Here is a 21,991-nt window from a genome sequence, read left to right on the forward strand (position 1 = left end):
TTATAAAGCAAATAAAAGAAGGATTTTAACATTTTTACGCCTTAACAAAAAAATGCATTTTTGGTAATTTGAATGTTAAAAAAATAGCGACTTATTATCTTTTTAACAAAAGCATTGCAAACTTGTTATTTTTCAATGTTTTAGATTGCGGATATTTCAAGAAAAAATGAATAAAAAGATTAACTGTTTTTAACGTAATAATAGATTTTGTTAAATTCTACGGACTTTAGCAAAGTGTAGCTATACAAAGGCGATAATAAAAAAACTGCCCAAGAAAGTATAAAACTTTTCAGGGCAGTTTTCATTATGTATTAAAAAACAACTATGCCATTACAGTGGTTTTACCAAACTCAAGAACCATTCTTTTACGTTGCCTTCCAAAAGGGGAGCAAGTTTTTCTTCACAGGTTTTGTGGTAGGCATTGAGCCATTGGCGTTCTACATCGGTAAGGAGAGCCACATTAATACCTGAAGGCATAAACGGACAAAGGGTGAGGGTCTCGAAATCGTAGAAAGTACCAAACTCGTTGCTCGCTACTTCACGTACCGCAATGAGGTTCTCGTGACGAATACCGTATTGATTTTCTAAGTAAAAACCAGGTTCATCGGAGCATACCATACCGGCTAAAAGCACTTGTGGGTTGAGGTCTTTGCGGATATTTTGAGGTCCTTCGTGTACGTTCATAAAGCTACCTACACCGTGACCTGTACCGTGACCATAGTCCTTGTGGTTTTTCCAAAGCGCCATACGCGCATAAGCATCGAGTTGTACGCCGCGAGTGCCTTTGGGGAATTGTACCATTGCGAGTTGTATCATTCCTTTGAGTACAAGGGTACTGTCGTCTATAAACTGCTGACTTACTTTGCCCAATGGTATGGTACGAGTGATATCAGTAGTACCTTCAAGATACTGCCCGCCAGAGTCTACCAATATGCTGCCCTCAGGGTGTACCTCTTTACTGCCGTGTTCAGGAGCTGAATAGTGCACAATAGCGCCATTGCCTTGATAACCAATGATACTGCCAAAACTTTCGCCTACGAAGTTCTTGCCTTCGGCGCGGAAATCGCGTAACTTCTTACCGATGCTGTATTCGGTCATTGACTCTTTGCCTACTTGGTGGGTGAGCCAGTAGAGGAACTTCACCATTGCCACCCCATCGCGTACCATTACGGTACGGAATCCTTCGAGCTCAGTAGCGTTTTTCACGGCTTTCATTAGGTTGCCAGGGGCAGGGGCTTGCACGAGTTTGTTGTCATTTTGGAGGGCTTCGAATATCGCCTGATTGGTATTAGCAGCGAGGAGTATATTTTGCCCTTTTACGGTAGCCAAATAGTTGTAAAACTCATCATAAGCACGCACGTTTACTTTGGCTGCTGCCAAATGAGCTTCTACCTCAGGGGTGAGTTTGGCTTTGTCTACAAAAAGGGTCGCTTCTTTATCGGTGAGGGCGATATAGCCGAGGAATACAGGGTTGTAAGCCACATCACTACCACGGAGGTTGAGCGTCCAAGCTACATCGTCTAAGGCGGTGATGAGGTGCAAGGTAGTGTGGTGAGTAGCCATAGCTTTGCGAATGGCGGTGAGTTTATCGGCTACGGTTTGTCCTGCCCATTTATCGGGGTGTACGAAAATGTGATGAAGAGGGTCTTTTTCGCGGTTTGTCCAGATAAGGTCGATGAGCGGTTTATGCACCAATTTGATGTTGTGAGCGGCTAAGGTAGCTTGTAGTTTTTCCCAAGCTATGTGAGAGGTCGCCAAAGTGTTGAGCGCTACAGTAGCCCCAGCGGGAAGTACTGATACGAGCCAATCGGCATAATCGGGAGTATCTTCTACACCGTCCTTGAAGAGGTCGATGCCAGAGCCTTTGAGCTCAATCGCCGATTGTACAAAGTAGCGAGAGTCTGTCCACAAGCCAGCTTTATCTTTGGTAACGACTACGAACCCCGCAGAGCCTGTAAATCCAGAGAGCCAAGCGCGTTCGAGCCATTCTTTAGGTAGGTATTCACTAAGGTGAGGATCGGCGCTGAATACCACAAAAGCGTCGATGTGGTTTTCTTGCATTTTAGAGCGCAAGAGGGATAATTTTTCGGGTGTATTCATTGTTTATAGTTTTGAATTTTTGTAAATCTCTTTTCTATGACCTATATTGACAACTTCTACAGTGAGTATTTCATCAAAAATGTCATAGATAATTCTATAGTTTCCTACTCTTATTCTATAGGCATCAGAACCTGATAGTTTGATATAACCAAAAGGTCTTGGATTGTAAGCCAAAGAGAGAATAGCAGTCTTAACAGCAGAATAATTAGGTTCAGAAAGTCCATCTAAAAACTTCTCTGCTTTTTTCTTCAATACAACAGTATATTCTTTTTCTGTTTTGGTTTTAGTTTTCATTTTGATTACGGCGAGCTTCTATTCTTTTAAATACTATATCAGCAGGCTCAGCAGGAGTTGGGTCAGCTTTAGATTCGTAATAGAGTTGTAAGTCTTCTAACTCTTCATATAATTCGGCAATTCTCAAAAGCTCGTTGTATTGTTCAATAGGAACAACTGCCGAGAGTGTATTGCCTTGTCTATCGGTTAGAAAAGTGGGTTCTTGTAAAATCATTGTATTCATATTTTACTTGGGATAATTCAGATTTTTATCAGTCAGGTGGTGAAGAGTTTCTAAGTATTTCTTAGCTTCATACTTCGCCATTGGGAGGTTGTTGTTGTAGAAATTGCCACATTCTAAAGCCGATGCACCAGGAATATCTCCTTCAAAATTAGCGATATACTCAAAGAGTTCGGTGATGAGGGGGGCAATATCTTTGGAGGTATAGTCGCCAGCGAGAATGAGGTAATTACCGGTCATACAGCCCATAGGTCCCCAGTAAATAATTTTGTCTTTCCACTCGGGGTTGTTGCGCAACCAAGTAGCGGCGAGGTGCTCGATGGTGTGTATTTCGGGACTGCCGAGTACGGGCTCGCGGTAGGGGAGCTTCATACGGATATCAAAAGAGGTAAGCACTTCCTTGCCTACATAGTCTTTACGCGATACATAAATGCCACGCTCGAGTTTGAGGTGGTCAATACAAAAACTTGCTATTCTTTCCATTTTATTTAGTTAAGAGGTAAGAGATAAGAGGTAAGAAATGATACCTTTATATTTTTAACTTGTTGTTAATTGATATTTAGTTTATTGGGAGCTTCTGAATTCTCAGAAAAACTCAGAGAGTTTCAAATAAAACGCTAATGCCTGACACCTGATACCTGACCCCCTAATAAACTACACCGCAAAGGTATTGATTCCGTTACTAAAAAGCAAATGTTTTAAGGATTTTGTTTTAGGAGCTTTGTGAAATTGGGTTCTGCAAATACTACACCCTCAAGGCTTTCAAAAGTTTTTATCATACTGAAAATCTCTTCAGTACTGTGCGTTGATGATAGTAGATAGGTGTCGTTAGTGAGATTATCTGTAATGCTAAATCCTTGGTCGGTGATGGTTTTAGGCATTGGCGTGTTAGGGGTTAGTTTTACTAACAACTCTCCTTTTGTTATTTGTTTTGTGCCATCGGCATACAAGAGTACGGGTTCTATACGGCACTCAGGATATTGTTTGATGAGGTCTTCTGCACGCTTGCGAAAGCTGTTGCCTTTCAATTCTTTGCGTAATATACAAGAGGAGGCATCAATTGGGAAATAATGGTTACCTTCAGCGTTTTTTATTTTATTGATGTAAGTACTATTGGCTATTAGATAGTATTCATCACTCACAACATTAAACTGAATTGTTTGATTTTTAGTTTGATAACTGATTGTTTCAGTTATAGGGTTCTCATCATTACTTTTGCTACAACTCATAACGAGGAACATACAAAAGAAAAAATAAAAGGGTTTCATTTTAATATAGTTTTGTAATTCGTTCTATGTGAAATGTTTCCGGACAGTTTTTAAACTTGGGGGTGAAATATCCCCAAATACTTACAGGTTTTCCTTCGTAACTACTCAGGTCGAGTGTTTGATCGTAGGCAATTGATAGAGTGCCGCTGTTATCTTCTAAAACAAGGGTGTGGCTCACAGCAGAACAATCATAACTACCTTGTGGTGCTACGTTAAGGACACCTCGTTTGTAGTAACGCGGAGGATCTACGTGGGGGATGTATGTAGCTGCTTTTACAAAGAGTGAAGTAAGCGTGTCGTTAGGTGAAATGGCAAGTGTATCGCCTATAAAACGGTAATTACCGCTAATAGAAAAACCCTCCTCATCGGGACACATTGGGTCGTAAATCTTTGTAAGTCCGTAGCCTTGAGAGAAGAGTTGATGTTGTTGGGCATCTATTTGATATTTGCCTCCCCCTTTATTACTACATTTTTGAATATCAAAAAAGTCGTCGTTTTTAAAATGGACAGTATAACACGACTTGCAATCGGCTACATACGAAGAGGGTGAGTGGAATTTTAAAGCTTTATCGCGATAGCCTATGTATTTCCAATTGTCATAAAGGCGATTGTCTTGCTGGTTGTCGGACTTTCCACAACTGACGAAAATCCACAATAATACAAAAAATAAGAAGAAGCGTTTCATTGGTAATGCTGTTTTTAGGTTTAATACCACAAAGGTACAAATAATTTTCATACCTTTAATCTATTTTGCTTAATAAATAAACAAATTAGTAAGACAGTCTTTTTTGAGTTCTACGGAAGCAGGTAGCGTTACTTGAGTTACATCAAAAGGGGTAGTGATGAGGTGCATACCTGTTTTAGAAGGAATATGAGCTACAATTTTATTTTCTTCTGCAGGGGTCGCTATCTTGATTTGTGCTTCTATTTGAGCTATATCAACCTGATGAGTGTCGCTGTCTATATCTATAATCCAGTACTTTTTGAGTTTTTTACTGCCTATGCCCGAAGCACTTACACAAGAGGCAAACAGTTTTTCTACACGTGCATAGTGTTCTTGTTGTAGCAAATCGGGGAGGCGTTTGAGCATATCAAAAGCTACATTTTTATAACTTTTGGGGTTGAGATTGATCATAGCTCTACATTGGAAAACCTCACAGAGTTTTACAATCTCATCTCTTTTAGCTAATAACGACTTGCGGTCTTTTATCTGATACATTTTCACGATATGAGTACTTTTGTGTAGTTCCTGAATATCTTTTTTGCGCTGTAACAAAAAGACGAAGAAAAACAATTGTTCTCTCTCCGCTTTATTGCTTATAGCAGCAAGGCGGTTGTCGATAAGTTCACTAATGAGGTCGAAATTATTTCTCATATCCTACTGATTGTTTTCTTCTCTATATACTTTATCATCTCCGGAAAGGATTTGCAGATAGCTTTTGTAGCGCGACCAAGCGATTTTGTCGCGTTCTAAGGCTTCTTTTATAGCGCATTGGGGTTCATCGGTGTGGAGACAGTTATTGAATTTGCAATGGTGTTTGAGGGCAAAAAACTCCGGAAAATAGTCGGTGAGTGAGTTGTTGTCTATTTCAACCATTCCAAAGCCTTTGATACCAGGGGTGTCGATGATGCGCGCCCCAAAGGGGAGGTCGAACATTTCGGCAAAGGTAGTAGTGTGTTGTCCTTGCTGATGAAGCTGAGAGATTTCGGCAGTTTTAAGGTGCAAATGAGGGTCAATAGCATTGATAAGGGTAGATTTGCCTGCGCCAGAATGTCCTGATACTACACAAGTTTTGCCTTCCATAGCCGCTTTTACCTTGTCGATATTCTTGCCCGTAGTAGCCGAAATGCCAATGCACTCATAACCAGCCTTGCGGTATACTGAGGCGAGGTATTTCACTTCGGTGAGTTCATCTTCATTATAAGTATCTACTTTGTTGAAAAGCAGTACAGTTTTGATGCTATAGGCTTCGGCAGTAACCAAAAAACGGTCGATAAAGGTAGTGGAAGTAGGTGGATTGTTGAGTGTTACCACCAAAAAAGCGAGGTCGATATTCGATGCGATAATATGAGTTTGCTTAGAGAGATTCACCGATTTGCGGATGATATAGTTGTCGCGAGGGTGTATTTCGGTAATGACCCCTCTGTCTTCTTCTTCCAATTCAAACACTACCCGATCGCCCACCGCTATGGGGTTCGTGTTCTTGATGCCTTTTATGCGGAATTTCCCTTTGATGCGGCAGTCGTGAAAATGACCCGTTGCCAAGTCCTTCACCATATACCAACTGCCCGTAGATTTGTATACCAATCCTTCCATTTACTTGTATAACAACGCCGTAGTTTCAGGCTTTTTTAAATCGATTAAGAAGATGTGTTTAGGCTCTTTAGGGTCGATAGTGCCATTTTTGTTGCTGTCTAAACGCGCATAGACGTAGAGTGCATCGTTCACCCCATCGTAATCGGAGCCTATGACCCCGTATTCTTTAGGAATGAGGACTTTCACCCGAGTGCCATCTAACTGATAGAGGTAAAACCGACGTAAATCAATGCGGGTGTAGTAGCCATCTTTATCGGTGTCCTCGTCGTAGCAAGAAATCATATAGAAGTTGCGGTTCACATTTTTGTTTTGCAAAGTATCACGAGTAGCCGAAGGATAGTAAACATTTTCTATGAGTACGGGTTTTTCAAAGAACAGTTTCTGCTCTTGTTTTTCTACGTCAAAGAGGGAAACATTCACCATTTCGTCACCATAAATGGTTTCAAAACCTGCAACGATATTGCCATTCCAGTTGTTGCCATTGTTGTGGCGTGCATAATAACTATCGCTGTAGCTATAGTTGCTGAGTTTTTGAGATTCACCTACAGAACGATCGCCGTATCTGTAGATTACTTTGAAAACAGGAGTAAGGCGGTACTGAGGGTGTTGGGTAGGGAGTACGCTGCGTACTTCGGTTTCAAATTGCAATGAATCAACGGCTAAACCCTCAATAGGGTTGCCGTTTTTATCAATAGCGGGGCGGGTTTCCTGAACGCCTTTATAGACATCGGCAGCAGTTTTGCGCTCACAAGCAGTAATAGCGAGGGCAGCAAGAGATAATAAAAGGATTTTTTTCATAATGTTTTATATATTAGTATGTTGTATTTTCTCTTTTCACTTCCTCCGTTTCTTTATCGGGGAATACATTAGCGTACACCACTTGGCTAACGCTCTTTACGGGCTTGTAGAGCACAGATTCGCTAAGGGCTGAAGTTGAAAGCCATTTTTCGGTTTGAAAAGTACGCTCTAAAAATACAAATATTGAGCCTACAATCACAATAGATTTTAGCAAACCAAACAAAGCTCCCCCTAATCGATTGAGAAAACCGAGTTCGGCAGCTTTGATCATTTTGGTAAGTATTTTTGCCAAAAGCATTACGCCCAATACCAATACGATGAGGGTTATCCCAAAGGCAACGACCTCTAAAGTTTGTTTTTCGGCGGGGAGTATCTTGTCTAAGAGTGAGGCAGTAAAGAACGAAAAGTGTATCGCTCCATAAATGCCTACTACAATAGCCAAAAGTGATGCCATCTCAATGATAAGTCCGCGCATAAAACCGCGTACTAATCCAAAGCCTAAAATAATCAGCAGTATAATATCTATCTTATTCATTATCTGTTACTTGTTACCTGTTACCTTTCTGAAGTATCCACATTCGCGAATAACATCCTTATAATATTGGGTATGAGGGTATTTGCGGAGTTCTTTAAACCCTTGCCAATCCTTAAAAGCAATTTCGTTCTCCCAAGGGCTTACACCGTATATTTTACCTTCGGAATAGTACTGTTTGTTGTAAAACTCGTTGCGTTCTACTTTGGCAAGCATATAGGCTATTTTAGCGCGTTGTTCATCGGTAGAAGCGTGTTGCTGAGCGATTTGGTAGTATTTTTTGGCGTGGGTCATATTGAGTAGCATATTCATATTCTGAGCATTTACAAAAAAGCCTCCTGTTTCCCCTAAAATATCGTTGTAGTAGAACGCGCGGCTGTTGCCAAAATAGGAAGCGCTGTAGAACGCATTGCCCAATAGGAGTGCGTTGTTGTACATATCTTCACCTTTTGCAAGTTTTTCCTCCATTTCTTTCACTTTTTGCAAGAAAGAGATTTTGGTGTAAGGGGTGCGCTTTTTGGCGTGTTCACAATCGTGACAGTCTTGGATATAACCGTTAAACGGATTAGCAGGCAGTGAGCTTTCACTCAGTTTTAGCTGTTTGGCGACCATTTTTTCAGCTTGTTCATCGTATACTTGTTGGCTTTCAAGAGGTATTTTTTTCATTTCGGCAATTGCCTTATCAAGGTCATCTTTATAGAAAGCATAGATAGCGCGACTTTCGTAGATTTCGCCTAAAGTAAATGCGTATTCTTTTGCCCAAAAGGCTTCCCAAGGGGTTTTGTTTGTTTTTAACAAGAATTTTTCAATAGCTGCTGAATGGTTGTTGTTTTCATAAAAACCATCTTTGGGTCGAGTGATTTCACTCATTACTAAGTTCTTTTGCGCATTGTAGAGCGCCGAAAGGTAGTTGCGCACCAAATCAAAAGCATAGCGAGAGCGCAAAGCCGATTTGTATTCACTTTCTTTAAGGAGCGCAGATTGCCACATCCATTCTACTTTTTTAGTGAGGCGTTCTTCGTCGGCAGCAGTGATTTGTTGTAGCGCAGTAACATCATTCATCACATCAATGATGCGCACTTGTACTTTTTGTTTTTCGTTTTTGGCAACGGCATCAGCTTTTTTGAGAAACTCTTTGGCAGTGGTAGCCTCATTGCGGAACATCGAAACATAGCCTGCTGCTACATTCCACAAATAAGGATTGCCTACTTTTCCTTCACGAGCGGTTTGCAGTAGCCAATCGGTTTTGAAATCTTGGGTTGCCACCTTGTGAGTGTATTGGTGATAAGCAGTAGCATTTGTAAGAGGCTGGTTTTGATAGAGATCACCAAATTTATTTACCACACCTTCTATGCGGTTGATATAGCGGGTGAGGAGAAAATCGATGTGGGGTGATTTAGGGTCGATGTGCAGTATTTTCTGGATAGCTACCTCTTCTTTGCTGTAATAGCCTTGCATTGCCCAGAGAGCACATTGTTCGGCTTTGGAAAGAGAAGCGGCTATTTTTTCGGTTTCACTATCGGTGAGGGCGCGGTACTCAAAAGTAACGGTTTTTCGCAGTTTAGGTACTTCGCTGAAGAGTGTTGCCAAGAGCGCATTAGCTTTGGCGTAGTTCTTCTGTGATTTATAAGCCCCAGCTACATAGTGCAATGCGCGGTAATAGACACTATTTTTTGGCTGACCGGCTTGGGTTTGCTCAAAATAAGCAATTACAGCGCTGCGGTTGGAAGAGTAGAATTTGAGGCGCATCACCTGTAGCCACATACGGTTGGCAAAGAAAATATCTTTATTAGCAACTGCTTTTTGATATAGTTTTTCAGCTTTTTCTATTTGGCTGTTTTGAGTATATTGTACGTTGCGTTTTTCGTAATCCCAAGCGCTTTCGGTGTTGTTAGTGATAGATTCGTTGTTACGCGCGATATCTAAAAGAGCAAAGAAGTTGGTAAGGCGTGCGCTTTGGGTTTTTGGGGTATGATGAGAAAGGCGTACACTACTCTTGTCGGTTGCATCGTTGTATTTGCGAATATCGGCAAGAGCATCGTTGTTGTACATAAAATATTGAATACCTTCTGCCCAAAAATCTTTGCCGAGGTATTGCTTCCAATCATTGAGGTCGGACGAAGAGAGATTTCCTTGGGAATCGGTATCGTAATCGCCATAGAAAAGGTTTCCCCCTTCTAAGTAGAGAGGGGTATAAGAAGTTTTATTTACAGTAACTTCTGGGGAGAATACTGAGTTGTAGAGGTAGTACCAACCTTCATCGGCACAAGCGTAGAGGTAAGTGCCTATGCCTACTATTGTAGCGGCACTAAGGCTAATGATGAGTTTTAGGTGTTTTTTCATTTATTTTCTTTTATACACTTCTCTTCTGTGATTGATATTGATTACTTCTACTGTTACAATATCATCAAAAATATTGTAAATAATTCTATAATCACCTACTCTTATTCTATAAGAATCTTCACCTGTTAATTTGGTATAACCAAAGGGGCGTGGCTCATCAGCAAGAGCATTTACGGCTTTTAAAATGGCAGAATAGTAAGGTTGAGGAAGATTTCTTAGAAACTTCTCAGATTTTTTACTAAGTAAGACTGTGTATTCTTTCTTAACTGATTCCATTTTTTTTTCTGTAAGCTTCCATTCGTTTAAACACAACGTCAATAGGTTCAGCTGGCGATGGGTCAGCTTTAGCTTCACGAACGGAACGTATGTCTTCTAATTCTTCATACATTTCGACTAAAGCTAATAATTCGCGATATTCGTCAGCAGGGATTAGAGCTAAAGAATTTCCATTAGAATCGGTTAAAAACTGTGGGGTTTGTAAATTGATGGTATACATATTTTAACGATTTAATATAGGTTTTAAAAGTTTTTATAAAAATCCAAAATCTTTTTTATCTTTGATAGAGATAGTTTTAGCGTTTGTGATAGTGATTTGCAATTCTCTTAAAAAACTATCAGTAACATTTCCTACTACCATACTTGGGTTTTCTTTTATAGCATTGCATATTTCAGTGATAAGCCGTTTGTGCAGTTTAGAACAATCTACAAAACTATCGTATTTTAAAAAAGAATGGTCTTGTTGTTTGATGAGTAAGTGGAGATTTTTCACTTTTTCACTCCAAGCGACATTTAAATTCACTTCAGTATTAATAACAACTCCTGCGATATACAATTCATTAGTCGCTACAATAATCAGGTATTTCTTATATGAAATATTGAAGTCGGGTATTTCAATGAGTAGTGTTTTACCAAGTTCTATATTTCGTTTGGCGAAATTATCTTTTATTTCTTGAGGGAAGAAACTGCCTAAATCCATAACTAAAAACACATTTGTTCATTCAAAGCATTTATCTTGATGTAATTCAGTATATCAGGATTGTTAGTAACTGCTTTTGCCATTGCTAAATAATCAATACGCCATTGTGCATTTTGCCAAGCACTATCGTGAGATTTTTCAGTAAGTTTTTTAAAAGAGATATCTTTATTTTCAGCAATAGCTTCGTTTAGGCACTCTATTTCAGATTCTGATAAGTCTTCTTCATCATATTGATAAGAAGTAGTTAGGAAATGTTTGTTTGTTTTATTGATAAGACCTTCTTTTTCATTGCCTTCTGATACATTTCTAAGAAAAGATGGCACAGGTCCATACTGCATTTTCACATAAGTATCACCTGTGATGGGGCGACCATAGTTTACCAAGTGCTTTTGGTCAGCAAAATATAAGATTTTAAAGACCTTATGAGCATCTGATTTCTCTGCCCCTAATTGGTTAAGGACAAACAACATACTATTGATAGCCTTACTTTTATCTATATCAAACATAACAATTCTTTATTTTATATCGCAAAAGTAATACTTTTTCTTCATACAGCCAAATACGACTTACAAGTATAGTGCTTATTTCTAATCATTTAATCATTATACAAGTATACAACATCTGCAAACCAACCACATTCCTTAATGGCTTCTTTATAATACTGAGTGTTAGGGTATTTGGCAAGTATATGGAAACCTTCCCATTGATCTACCCATTTTCGTTTTTTCTCAGGGATGTCGTAATGATTCAACTGAGCGAAGTACTCGTTGCGTTCGGATTTTCCGAGCAAGAAGGCAGCTTCAGCGCGCTGTTCATCAGTGGTTGCCATTGTAAGAGCAATCCGAAAATACTTTTTAGCAGCGGTCATATCCAAAAGAGGCGCGTAGTTCTCTTTGTTATCAAGTCTTAAAGCACTCCATTCGCCTATGATTTCGTTGTGGTAAAACTGACGAGAGACGCCGTAAAACGAGGTGTTACAAAAAGCATTGCCTAATTGTATGGCGCTGTGATATACATCTTTACCTTGCGCTATATGGTCTTTTAGTTGCTTGGCTTTGCGCAAGAAAGAAATCTTAGTGTATTCCACGCGAGGAGGGGTGATATAATCGTAGTAATACATATCATACACTCCTCCTTTAAACGGACTGACGGCTAAGGTTTGCTCACTCAAGCGGCGTTTATCATTCACTAATTTGTCTTTTCCCCAATCATACTCTGCACCGCGGGTTTCCCAAGGTATTTTCTCAAACAATGCCAGCGCCTCGTCTATGCGATCTTGGCGGAACAGATAAATTCCACGACACTCGTATATATCGCCTTGGGTATAAGGGTAATAGTTGATCCAAAGTGCTTGCCAGTCGGTTTTGTGAGGGTTGTGAGTTAGCTCGTCAAAAGCCTTATAGTTAGCTTCGCTGATGAAAAAACCGCGTTTGGGGTGAGTGAGTTCAGCCATTAGGGCATTGCCTTGTGCCTGATAGAGCACTCGGAGGTATTTACGCATAAAGGTAAAGGCATAATCATAGCGCAAATCGTTAGTAAATTTGCGGTAATTGAGGTATTCGGCTTTGTACTTGTCATACACTAAAGAACCGTCGTAACAAAAATCGTCGTCGCGGTAGAAATAGAGGTTGTTCCACACGCGCTGCATAGGTAGAGTTAGCTGTTTTTCGGCAGCAGCATCAATGTGTTGCAAACTCGATACTTCGTTCATCGCTTGTAAGAGGTACAACTGACTTTTTTGCTCGTTACCCTCAACGTATTTTTCGGCTTCTTGCAAAAGCTGACGTGCCAAAGAAAATTCACCTCTAAACATTGCTACATATCCCCCTGCTACTTTCCACAAATAGGGATTGGAAAGTCGGTCGCCTTCACGGGCTAAAAGCAATAGCCAATCGGTAGGGAAAACTTGGGTGCTCACTTTGCGAGCGTGCTGATGATAGGCTTTGATAGATTTCAAATCATCGCCATATCGGTCGAATACATTGAGTTTGTACTCCATTTTGTTTATAAAGCGGGTGAGCAGGAACTCAACGTGAGGTGATTGGCGGTCGATAGTGAGGATTTTTAGCAAACAATTAGCCTCGTTGTTCGTGTAGAAACCTTGCATTGCCCATAAGGCACATTGTACGCCAGGAGAGAGTTTTTGGGCGATTTGTGCAACTTCTCTATCGGGTAACGGACGATAATCATACCCTACGGTCGTTCTTAATTCGGGAGTGGTATCAAATATTTCGGCTAAGAGTACATTAGCCTGAGGGTAGTGTTTTTCGGCTATATAAGCTCCTGCTACATAGTGCATAGCGCGGTAGTAGAGCGAGTTTTTAGGTTGGGAAGCTGCTGTTTCTTCAAAGAAAGGAATTACGGAACTTCTGTTTTCTGAATAGAATTTCAAACGCACGGCTTGAAACCATATACGATTAGCAAAAAAAGCATCGGAGGTTAGACTGCGGTAGAGTGCTTCTACACGCTGAGGTTCAGTATTTTGCAATCGTTGGTAGTTTCTGTTCTCGTAATCCCAAGGGTCGTAATAGCTACTGCCTGTAATCACCTCATTGCCACGAGTAATTTCTAAAAAAGTAAGGAAGTTCTGCACCCGTTTATCAGTGAATTTTTTAGAATGTTTTAGTTGTAAAACTTCGTCAATCACTTCTCTGTCATACATCAAATGGCGAATTTGCTCACGAGGCATCGCTTTGCCTACATAAGCACACCAGTCGGCTAAATCATCTTCAGTATAACGGTCGGAATCTATTCCTACATAGCCGTTAAAACTGTGTTCTACGCTGTAAAACAGACTGTTGTATACTCCCTTAGGTACAGTAACCTCAGGTGAGAACGCCGAGTTAGTAACATACCAATCAGGCGGAAACCATCCGCAAGCGTACAAATATGCTCCTATTCCTGCTATCGAAGTAAGGAGGCAAAAAGCTAATTTGATAATTCGTTTTTGTGTCATTTTTGTGGGTTGTTTTTTACCTAAACCAAATCACTTCTTTGGGTTGGTTTTTCATATTTTTTAGCAAATCTTCCTGCATTTCTTGGCGCTCAGCATCGGTTACTTCCTCTATTTTGATGCGGTCGCCAGCTTGCCAAAGGCGTCCTTTGTAGTAGGTTTGTGTTTTCACTTCATAAACGTTAGGGATGTCGGTAGCGACTACGCCTTTAAGAGTTTTGATTTCAGCAGAAGTAAGTCCGCTAACCAAATTCACCACCTCACCACGTACTGAATGTACCCCCCAAGAGAACATTGGTAGAGCGATATTTAGCTGTAAAGGGTAACTTTTTAGTGAACTGATATAGCGTTTGGCAGTTGCGCGATTGTAGATAGAGTTAGCCCCCGTGGCGGTGATTTTATCCATATTGTAGTACATCAGCACCCCGTAATCTACGGGGGGTACGCCCGTATCATCTTTGTATTTTACTTGATGCAAACGTATGGTTGCCGAGAGTTGTAAATTAGGATTTTTTTCTTTGAAAAGCTTGAGGAAGTTGAAGTAATACTCCTTAGTGTTGAGCGTCCAATCGCAATCAAACTGCACCTCATTTACAGTGAGATGATAATAGTTGTTGATTTGCTCAATATATTTAGCCACATTTTCGCTGAGCGTTTCTGTTCCCCAAAAACGTTGCGGTGCATATTGTGCTGTTGCTATATCATCAAACACCTCATTTTTGATGTAGATTACAGGTACAATTGCCAATCCGCGTGTGCTAAAGGTATCGATTTCTATGGGCGCAATGGGTACGGCTTGTTCATCTCTAAGCCCTACATCACAATAGCGCACATAGATTTTTTTCACGGCGTGTTCTTTTAAGAACGCCTTGTCATCTTCGGTAAACGAAAGGTTCGTTTTCCAAAAGTACATAGCCTCAGGAATTGCTTGCTTTTTGTTGCAAGCTATAAGGCAGAGAACGAATGCAAATAGAAATATTTTTTTCATCAGGGTACAAAGGTAGAAAAATAATTGATATTCAGCAATAAGTGATTGGTATTTTTTTTCTTTCCCTCTAAAGATAAAAATTTGGTAATTGATAAAATATTCTTACTTTTGTCGCTGTTTTTGTAAATAACAGAAAATATGAAGTTTGAAACTAAAGCGATTCACGGAGTCAGAACCCCTGAAAAAGGCATTGAAAACTGGGGAAGTACCCTAAATATGGCTACTACTTTTCCTATCAAAACTTATAATGAGTGGCAAGAGTTTGAATACTCTCGCGTGTCTAATCCCACCCGCAAAGATTTCGAAACAATGATTGCCCTTTTAGAAAATGGCAAACACGGTTTTGGATTTTCTTCGGGGATGGCAGCGACCACCTCGGTGTTTACAATGTTCAAGGCTGGTGATCACTTTGTGCTTAGTTTGGATATTTACGGAGGTACTTACCGCATTATCAACGATATATTCAGCAAGTTTGGCTTCGAGGCAACCTTTGTAGATACTACCGATTTACAACAGATAGAAGCCGCTGTGCGCCCTAATACCAAAGCTATTTTTATAGAAACTCCTTCCAATCCCCTTTTAGAAGTTACCGATATACGCGGCGTGGTGGCTATCGCTAAACGCCACAACCTGCTTTCAATGGTCGATAACACTTTTATGTCGCCCGTATTGCAACGCCCTTTAGAGTTAGGGGCAGATATAGTATTGCACAGTGCAACCAAGTTTTTAGGGGGACACAACGATATTATTGCAGGAGCTGTGGTGGTGAATAGCGACGAGCTTGCCGAGAAAATAAGTTTTGCCCAAGTAGCTATAGGGGCAATTCTCTCACCTTTTGATAGTTGGTTGCTACTTCGCAGTATGAAAACCCTCAAATTAAGAGTTGAAAAAGCCCAAGCAAATACCCTTAAACTTCTTGATTTCTTGCGCTCTCACCCCGAAGTAGAGAAAGTGTATTACCCTACTGAGGCGCATAACAAAGGGAAAGCCGTGCACGAAAGTCAGGCTTCGGGAGGCGGGTCGGTATTTTCGTTCACTGTAAAGAGTGAAGCCAAAGCCAAAGCCTTTTTTGAGAGTTTGAAAGTAGCTCTTTTTGCAGTGAGTTTGGGCGGTGTAGAAACCTTGGTAACTCACCCCAGTACCCTCACTCACACTGAGTTTCCAGAAGAAGAAAAAGTGGCACGTGGTGTTACTCGCACCCTTATCCGCGTAGCTGTGGGGATTGAAGATGCTGAGGATTTGATTCAAGATTTCAAACAAGCATTGGAGAAATAGGTGATAAGCAATAGCAATGCAGATAAGTTTTGATTTAGACGGAACTCTTATTCCTTACAATAATGAATTTCCTACTGAAAAAAGATCGTGGTGGGCGAAGTTATTAGGGATAGAGCCTATCCGTAAAGGGACGAAAACTCTTATCAAAATACTGCAATCTCAAGGTAATGAGGTGCATATCTACACTACTTCGCTGAGAAGTAAACCCTATATAAGACGAATGTTTCGATATTATGGCATCAAAATAGGGAAGATTATTACTCAAAAAGAAAATGAGCACACTTTACAATCTTTGAAAATTAACGCTTCTAAGTATCCTAAAGCTTTTGGTTTTGACCTTCATATAGATGATGCTCAAGGCGTGCAAAGAGAGGCAGAACAATATGATTTTAAAGTGATTATTATTTCTCCTACTGATACCTTTTGGATAGAAAAAATATTGAAATTACTTTGATTATCAAAGCAATCTTTATACATTGCTTTTCTGTGAAAAACACAAAATTCGTAGAATACTAAAAAAACTAAATACTAAAATATATGAGAGTAGCTGTAGTAGGCGTTACCGGAATGGTAGGTAACGTAATGTTAGAAGTACTTGCAGAACACAATTTTCCTGTAACCGAATTAATTCCTGTAGCCTCAGAAAAATCTGTAGGCAAAAAAATCGTCTTTAAAGGCACTGAATATACTGTGATTGGCTTGCAACAAGCCGTGTCACTCAAACCCGATGTAGCCCTCTTTTCAGCAGGCGCTTCTGTTTCTAAAGAATGGGCACCTAAGTTTGCTCAAGTAGGTACTACTGTGGTAGATAACTCTTCGGCTTGGCGTATGGATCCTACCAAAAAATTGGTAATCCCCGAAATTAATGCCGATGTCCTTACCAAAGACGACAAAATTATTGCTAACCCTAATTGTTCTACTATCCAAATGCTCGTTGCTTTAGCTCCTTTACAACGCAAATACGGCATCAAGCGCGTGGTAGTCTCTACTTACCAGTCGATTACGGGTACAGGGGTGAAAGCGGTACGTCAGTTAGAGAACGAGTACAAAGGCGAAAAAGGTGAAATGGCTTATCACTACCAAATTCACCGCAATGCTATTCCGCACTGCGATGTGTTTGAGGAGAATGGCTATACTAAAGAAGAAATGAAACTCGTGCGTGAAACCAAAAAGATATTGCGCGACGATAGTATTGCCGTTACAGCCACAGCCGTACGTATACCGGTAGTAGGTGGTCACAGCGAATCGGTGAATGTAGAACTCAAAACCGATTTTGATATAAATGAAGTACGCACTCTCTTAGCGCAATCAGCAGGTATCAAAGTGCAAGATAATACCGAAACCAATACTTACCCTATGCCTTTGTACGCTCACGGCAAAGACGATGTGTTTGTAGGGCGTATCCGTCGCGATGAGTCACAACCTAATACGCTCAATCTTTGGGTCGTTGCCGATAACCTCCGTAAAGGTGCTGCCACGAATACTATACAAATCGCCGAATATCTGATTAAAAATAAATTGTTATAGTATCCTAATAACTATCAATAAATTAGCCAATGAATCAATACTATTATTGACTCATTGGCTATTTTTTGAGAAAAAATGAAACATCTCAAACTCTTATCTCTTATCTCTTACCTCTTACTTTTTACTCTTACTTCCTGCGGTATTTTCTACAAGAAAATCACACCGCCAGAAGTTGTTTATCCATACCAGAAACCTCAAATTACCGCAATAAATGACTCGCTGCGGTATTTTGGTGATAACTATATTGCTAAAAACCAACAAGGTTTGTGGGAACTCTACCTTTCCGGGAATCCCTATCAATTAGGACTCAATTCGGGGGCTCTTACACTGCCTCTGTACCACCGTCAAGACAGTTTGCTCTTCACCAAGCTGAACCACTTTGTACTTTCTGAACGCAAACAGCGTTTCTTGTGCAAGTTCATCAAATGGTTCAACCGCGATATCAACAATTGTATAATTCCGCCCTTTAAACAAGAATTGTGGGGGCAAGCCCAATACTCCGATACGATTTTCAACTACTTAGCCCCTGCTTATCAGCGTACGCTCTACTTGCATTCAGCTCACGATTTAGGGCACGCTTTGCAAGATTTGATGCTTGTAGGTTGTTCATCATTAGCAGTTTGGGGTGATAAAACTGAAGACGGTCAACTGCTCATTGGTCGCAATTTCGATTTTTACCTCTCCGATGATTTTGCTACCGAAAAGATTGTCCGCTTTGTGCGTCCTGAGGAAGGTATTCCCTTTATGAGTTACGCTTGGGGCGGAATGATAGGTGTGCTTTCGGGTATGAATCTCGAAGGACTTACAGTTACTATCAATGCTGGGAAATCGTCTATTCCTCTTAAAGCCCGTACCCCCATTTCACTCCTCTGCCGTGAGATTTTGCAATATGCTAAAAATATAGACGAGGCGATTGCTATTGTCAAAAAGCGCAAAGTATTTGTGTCTGAGGCTATAATGGTAGGCAGTGCCGCCGATGGCAAAGCGGTGATTATTGAAGTCTCTCCCAAAAAGTTTGGAGTATACGAAGCTCCTAATGCAGTGGTCTGCGCCAACCATTTTCAAAGCGAACCTTATAAAACCGACAAAAAGAATCTCAAACAAATAAACACCTCACACTCAGCCTATCGCTATGCCAAAATGCAGGAGTTTCTAACACAAGAACCTAAGCTAACGCCCTCAAAAATGGCTGCTCTTTTGCGTAGTACCGAGGGGCTACACGGCGATTCTATAGGTTATGGTAACGAGAAAGCCCTCAACCAACTCTTGGCACATCACGCGGTTATTTTCAAACCACAAGAACGTTTGGTATGGGTATCGACAGCCCCTTATCAGTTGGGCACTTTTGTAGCCTACGATTTGAAACAGATATTCTCTGCTAGTAGCTACCCCTCTCACACGCCCTACACTCAAAACCCCTCTTTGAATATCCCTGCTGACCCCTTTCTCTACAGCCAAGCCTTCAAAGATTACGAAGCCTACCGACTGTTAGAACAGCAAATAGAAAACCACTTGCGAGAGCATACCCCTATAGTCATAGACAAAGTGAAACACATTACTACCCTTAACCCTCATTATTGGAAAGCCTATTATCTTTTAGGAAAAGCCTACCAAGCCCAAGGCGACACCTCCACGGCTCACCAGCTCTTTCAAAAAGCCCTACAATGCGAAATACCCTATACCGAAGAACGGGAGAAAATTCAAAAGTTACTGATGGCTCACTAAAAAAACATTGTTCGTAACTCGTAATTCGTAATTATTTTATATCTTTGCACTCTCTAAAGAAAAAAACTTTATTAATTATCAATTGTTCATTCAATGAAAATATCCTATAACTGGTTAAAACAATATTTGAAGTTAGACTTACCTGCTGAAGATACAGCAGTAATTCTTACTGATTTAGGTTTGGAAGTAGAAGGTATTGAACACTTCGAAAGTGTAAAAGGCGCTCTCAAAGGCGTAGTCGTAGGTCACGTGCTTGAGTGCGAAAAGCACCCTAATGCCGATAAACTCAAAATCACTAAAGTAGATGTAGGTGGTGAGGCTCCTTTGCAAATCGTTTGTGGCGCTCCTAACGTCGCTCAGGGGCAAAAAGTACTTGTAGCAACCATAGGCACTGTATTATACGACAAAGACGACAAGCCTTTTGAAATTAAAAAAGGAAAAATCCGCGGTGAAGAAAGTTTCGGAATGATTTGCGCTGAAGACGAGCTAGGCTTAGGCGAAAGTCACGACGGTATTATGGTGCTCGATAATAAATACGAAGTAGGAACTCCTGCAAGTAAGGTGTTTGAGGTAGAAACTGATGAAGTTTTTGAAATTGGTCTTACCCCTAACCGCGCCGATGCAATGAGCCACTACGGTGTAGCGCGCGACTTGCGTGCTGGATTGATACAGAAAGGAACCTCTTTAGAGCTTATAACCCCTTCAGTAACCAAATTCCATGTCGATAACCGTTCAGTAAAAATAGATATAGAGGTACAGAACAAAAAACTCGTACCTCGTTACACCGGTGTAACTATCAGCAATGTACGCGTTGGTGAATCGCCTGTCTGGTTACAAAACAAACTCAAAGCCATAGGTATTAGCCCTAAAAACAACGTGGTTGATGCAACTAATTACGTATTACACGGAATGGGGCAGCCTCTCCACGCTTTCGATGCCGACCATATTATCGGACGTAAAATAGTGGTGAAAAATGCCGAAGAAGGCACCAAATTTAAAACCCTCGATGGAGTAGAACGCACCCTCAGTGCTGAAGATATTATGATTTGGGATGCCGAAAAACCACTCTGTATAGCAGGGGTATTAGGCGGTGAAAATTCTGGTGTTACGCCATTCACTCGCAACATCTTTTTAGAAAGTGCTTATTTTGATCCCGTTTCAATACGCAAAACTGCTAAACGTCATGCTATCAACTCCGATGCTTCTTATCGTTTTGAACGTGGTATCAATATCGAAGATTGCAAGTACGCACTGATGTACGCCGCTGTACTCATTGAAAACATCGCTGGAGGGGTTATTTCTTCTGATGTGATAGATTTCTACCCTAAAAAGCAAGAAGATTTTCAGGTATTCCTCGCTTTCGAGAATGTCGATAAACTCATCGGTCAGAAAATACCTCGCGACACCATTAAGTCCATTCTTCATTCCCTCGATATCAAAGTCAATTCGCTCACCGAACGCGGTTTAGGTCTGTTAATTCCTTCTTACCGTGTAGATGTACAACGCGAAGCCGATGTAATAGAGGAAATCCTCCGTATCTATGGCTATAACAATATCGCTATCACCGAAAAAGTGAATGCTACAATGTCACATTCTGATAAGTATGCCGACCATAATATGCAGAATGTAGTAGCCGAGCAGTTAGTCGCTCAAGGATTTTTGGAAATTATGACCAATAGTCTTGTTTCCGAAAAAGAAATCACTACTTATACCGAAAAACCTGAACAAGCCGTGAAACTCCTCAATCCGCTCAGCAGCGACTTAGGGTATATGCGCAAAAATCTCGTGTTCTCAGGCTTAGAAGTGATTGCCTACAACAACAACCGCAAACGCTCCGATTTGAAATTGTTTGAGTTTGGCAAAAATTATCACTATATTGATGGTAATTATAGTGAGAATAAACATTTAGTACTTTATCTTACAGGGAATACTCAACCAGAACACTGGGGAAGTCCAGCGCAAAAAGTTTCTTTCTTCCAACTCAAAGGGATAGTAGAATCTCTTTTCGAGCGTCTCGGATTAAAAGAAATAGTTACCTTGCCATTAGAAGCTAATGAAGTTGTATACAGCGAAGGTTTCCGTTGGCAAATAGGGGAGACCCTCTTAGGAACTATAGGAGTTGTAAAAACCAAAGTGCTCAAAGAGTTTGGAATCAAGCAAGAAGTACTCGTCGCCGATTTGAATTGGGAAGTGATTGTAGCACAAGTACAAGGGCATAAAGTAGTCTATAAAGAAATACCTAAATACCCCGAAGTACGCCGTGATTTAGCTCTCTTGCTCGACGATAAAGTAACCTTTGCCGACCTCTATAAAGTAGCCTATACTACCGAAAAAGACCTCTTGCAACGCGTGAACCTTTTCGATGTATATCAAGGTGATAAACTCCCCGAAGGCAAAAAGAGTTACGCTCTTAGTTTCGTTCTCCAAGACGACAACAAAACCCTTACCGATAAGCAAATCGATAAAACGATGCAACGCCTACAAGATGCTTTTGAAAAGCAATTCGGCGCAGCAATTCGTTAAAAATGAAAAACCTATATACTTTGCCAAAGTTCTAATCACCTCTTGTGCCATGAACTTTGGCAAAAGTTTTTTATCCTCCCACCCCTTCCACCATCGCCCGTGCGGATCGCACCTCCCACCGCTCCCACCGCTCCCCCACCTCCCACCACCTG

At 40.7% G+C, this 21,991-nt stretch carries 22 protein-coding genes; 5 read left to right on the forward strand and 17 right to left on the reverse strand.

Annotated elements, in window-relative coordinates; all coding sequences use genetic code 11:
* Positions 1-330: 330 nt before the first annotated feature.
* From CGC57_RS08575 to CGC57_RS08655, 17 genes are all read right to left on the reverse strand, one after another.
* Positions 331-2,100, reverse strand: a complete 1,770-nt coding sequence (locus tag CGC57_RS08575) for an aminopeptidase P family protein (protein WP_095898807.1) — start codon at positions 2,098-2,100, stop codon at positions 331-333.
* Positions 2,101-2,103: 3 nt separating this feature from the next.
* Positions 2,104-2,394 carry a type II toxin-antitoxin system RelE family toxin gene (locus CGC57_RS08580; RefSeq protein WP_009409937.1) on the reverse strand — a complete coding sequence of 97 codons (291 nt, stop codon included), beginning with the start codon at positions 2,392-2,394 and terminating at the stop codon, positions 2,104-2,106.
* Positions 2,384-2,608, reverse strand: coding sequence for an XRE family transcriptional regulator (locus CGC57_RS08585; protein WP_370684725.1), 225 nt, complete (start codon positions 2,606-2,608; stop codon positions 2,384-2,386). The genes CGC57_RS08580 and CGC57_RS08585 overlap by 11 nt, the downstream gene beginning before the upstream one ends.
* A gap of 12 nt (positions 2,609-2,620) precedes the next feature.
* On the reverse strand, positions 2,621-3,097 hold the full coding sequence (locus CGC57_RS08590; protein WP_095898809.1) for an S-ribosylhomocysteine lyase: 477 nt from the start codon (positions 3,095-3,097) through the stop codon (positions 2,621-2,623).
* A gap of 215 nt (positions 3,098-3,312) precedes the next feature.
* Positions 3,313-3,882, reverse strand: a complete 570-nt coding sequence (locus tag CGC57_RS08595; protein WP_111995387.1) for a hypothetical protein — start codon at positions 3,880-3,882, stop codon at positions 3,313-3,315.
* 1 nt (position 3,883) lies between these two features.
* Positions 3,884-4,618 carry a hypothetical protein gene (locus CGC57_RS08600; protein WP_095898811.1) on the reverse strand — a complete coding sequence of 245 codons (735 nt, stop codon included), beginning with the start codon at positions 4,616-4,618 and terminating at the stop codon, positions 3,884-3,886.
* An 18-nt stretch (positions 4,619-4,636) separates the two neighbouring features.
* On the reverse strand, positions 4,637-5,257 hold the full coding sequence (locus tag CGC57_RS08605; protein WP_095898812.1) for a hypothetical protein: 621 nt from the start codon (positions 5,255-5,257) through the stop codon (positions 4,637-4,639).
* Positions 5,258-5,260: 3 nt separating this feature from the next.
* A complete protein-coding gene (rsgA, locus tag CGC57_RS08610; protein WP_095898813.1) occupies positions 5,261-6,199 on the reverse strand; it encodes a ribosome small subunit-dependent GTPase A in 939 nt (312 codons plus the stop codon).
* Positions 6,200-6,997, reverse strand: a complete 798-nt coding sequence (locus CGC57_RS08615) for a hypothetical protein (protein WP_095898814.1) — start codon at positions 6,995-6,997, stop codon at positions 6,200-6,202. It abuts the gene before it with no gap.
* A gap of 13 nt (positions 6,998-7,010) precedes the next feature.
* Positions 7,011-7,532: a CvpA family protein gene (locus CGC57_RS08620; RefSeq protein ID WP_002677713.1), complete on the reverse strand. Its 522-nt coding sequence runs from the start codon at positions 7,530-7,532 to the stop codon at positions 7,011-7,013.
* Positions 7,533-7,538: 6 nt separating this feature from the next.
* Positions 7,539-9,872 (reverse strand): tetratricopeptide repeat protein, encoded by a 2,334-nt coding sequence (locus CGC57_RS08625; RefSeq protein WP_095898815.1) that lies wholly within the window; start codon positions 9,870-9,872, stop codon positions 7,539-7,541.
* Positions 9,873-10,148 (reverse strand): type II toxin-antitoxin system RelE family toxin, encoded by a 276-nt coding sequence (locus tag CGC57_RS08630; RefSeq protein ID WP_095898816.1) that lies wholly within the window; start codon positions 10,146-10,148, stop codon positions 9,873-9,875. It abuts the gene before it with no gap.
* The gene (locus CGC57_RS08635; protein WP_009414420.1) at positions 10,135-10,368 is read right to left on the reverse strand and encodes a hypothetical protein; all 234 of its coding nucleotides are present in this window, start codon (positions 10,366-10,368) and stop codon (positions 10,135-10,137) included. Before CGC57_RS08635 ends, CGC57_RS08630 begins: the two co-directional genes overlap by 14 nt.
* Before the next feature lie 33 nt (positions 10,369-10,401).
* Positions 10,402-10,848, reverse strand: coding sequence for a hypothetical protein (locus CGC57_RS08640; protein ID WP_095898817.1), 447 nt, complete (start codon positions 10,846-10,848; stop codon positions 10,402-10,404).
* Positions 10,849-10,850: 2 nt separating this feature from the next.
* Positions 10,851-11,354 (reverse strand): Panacea domain-containing protein, encoded by a 504-nt coding sequence (locus CGC57_RS08645; protein ID WP_002677808.1) that lies wholly within the window; start codon positions 11,352-11,354, stop codon positions 10,851-10,853.
* Positions 11,355-11,443: 89 nt separating this feature from the next.
* Positions 11,444-13,804 (reverse strand): hypothetical protein, encoded by a 2,361-nt coding sequence (locus CGC57_RS08650; RefSeq protein WP_095898818.1) that lies wholly within the window; start codon positions 13,802-13,804, stop codon positions 11,444-11,446.
* A 16-nt stretch (positions 13,805-13,820) separates the two neighbouring features.
* Positions 13,821-14,789: a hypothetical protein gene (locus CGC57_RS08655; protein ID WP_095898819.1), complete on the reverse strand. Its 969-nt coding sequence runs from the start codon at positions 14,787-14,789 to the stop codon at positions 13,821-13,823.
* Positions 14,790-14,927: 138 nt separating this feature from the next.
* Here CGC57_RS08655 and CGC57_RS08660 point away from each other — a divergent pair, with 138 nt between their 5' ends.
* The 5 genes from CGC57_RS08660 (at position 14,928) to pheT (ending at position 21,839) form a co-directional block, all read left to right on the forward strand.
* On the forward strand, positions 14,928-16,064 hold the full coding sequence (locus tag CGC57_RS08660) for a trans-sulfuration enzyme family protein (protein ID WP_095898820.1): 1,137 nt from the start codon (positions 14,928-14,930) through the stop codon (positions 16,062-16,064).
* 16 nt (positions 16,065-16,080) lie between these two features.
* Positions 16,081-16,518, forward strand: a complete 438-nt coding sequence (locus CGC57_RS08665; protein WP_095898821.1) for an HAD family hydrolase — start codon at positions 16,081-16,083, stop codon at positions 16,516-16,518.
* Positions 16,519-16,601: 83 nt separating this feature from the next.
* A complete protein-coding gene (locus tag CGC57_RS08670) occupies positions 16,602-17,591 on the forward strand; it encodes an aspartate-semialdehyde dehydrogenase (protein ID WP_002677977.1) in 990 nt (329 codons plus the stop codon).
* 75 nt (positions 17,592-17,666) lie between these two features.
* Positions 17,667-19,316 carry a C45 family autoproteolytic acyltransferase/hydrolase gene (locus CGC57_RS08675; RefSeq protein ID WP_095898822.1) on the forward strand — a complete coding sequence of 550 codons (1,650 nt, stop codon included), beginning with the start codon at positions 17,667-17,669 and terminating at the stop codon, positions 19,314-19,316.
* Positions 19,317-19,409: 93 nt separating this feature from the next.
* The gene (gene pheT / locus CGC57_RS08680; protein ID WP_095898823.1) at positions 19,410-21,839 is read left to right on the forward strand and encodes a phenylalanine--tRNA ligase subunit beta; all 2,430 of its coding nucleotides are present in this window, start codon (positions 19,410-19,412) and stop codon (positions 21,837-21,839) included.
* Positions 21,840-21,991: the final 152 nt, after the last annotated feature.

Origin of the sequence: Capnocytophaga sputigena (assembly GCF_002302495.1) — a bacterium.
Classification (GTDB): Bacteria; Bacteroidota; Bacteroidia; order Flavobacteriales; family Flavobacteriaceae; genus Capnocytophaga; species Capnocytophaga sputigena.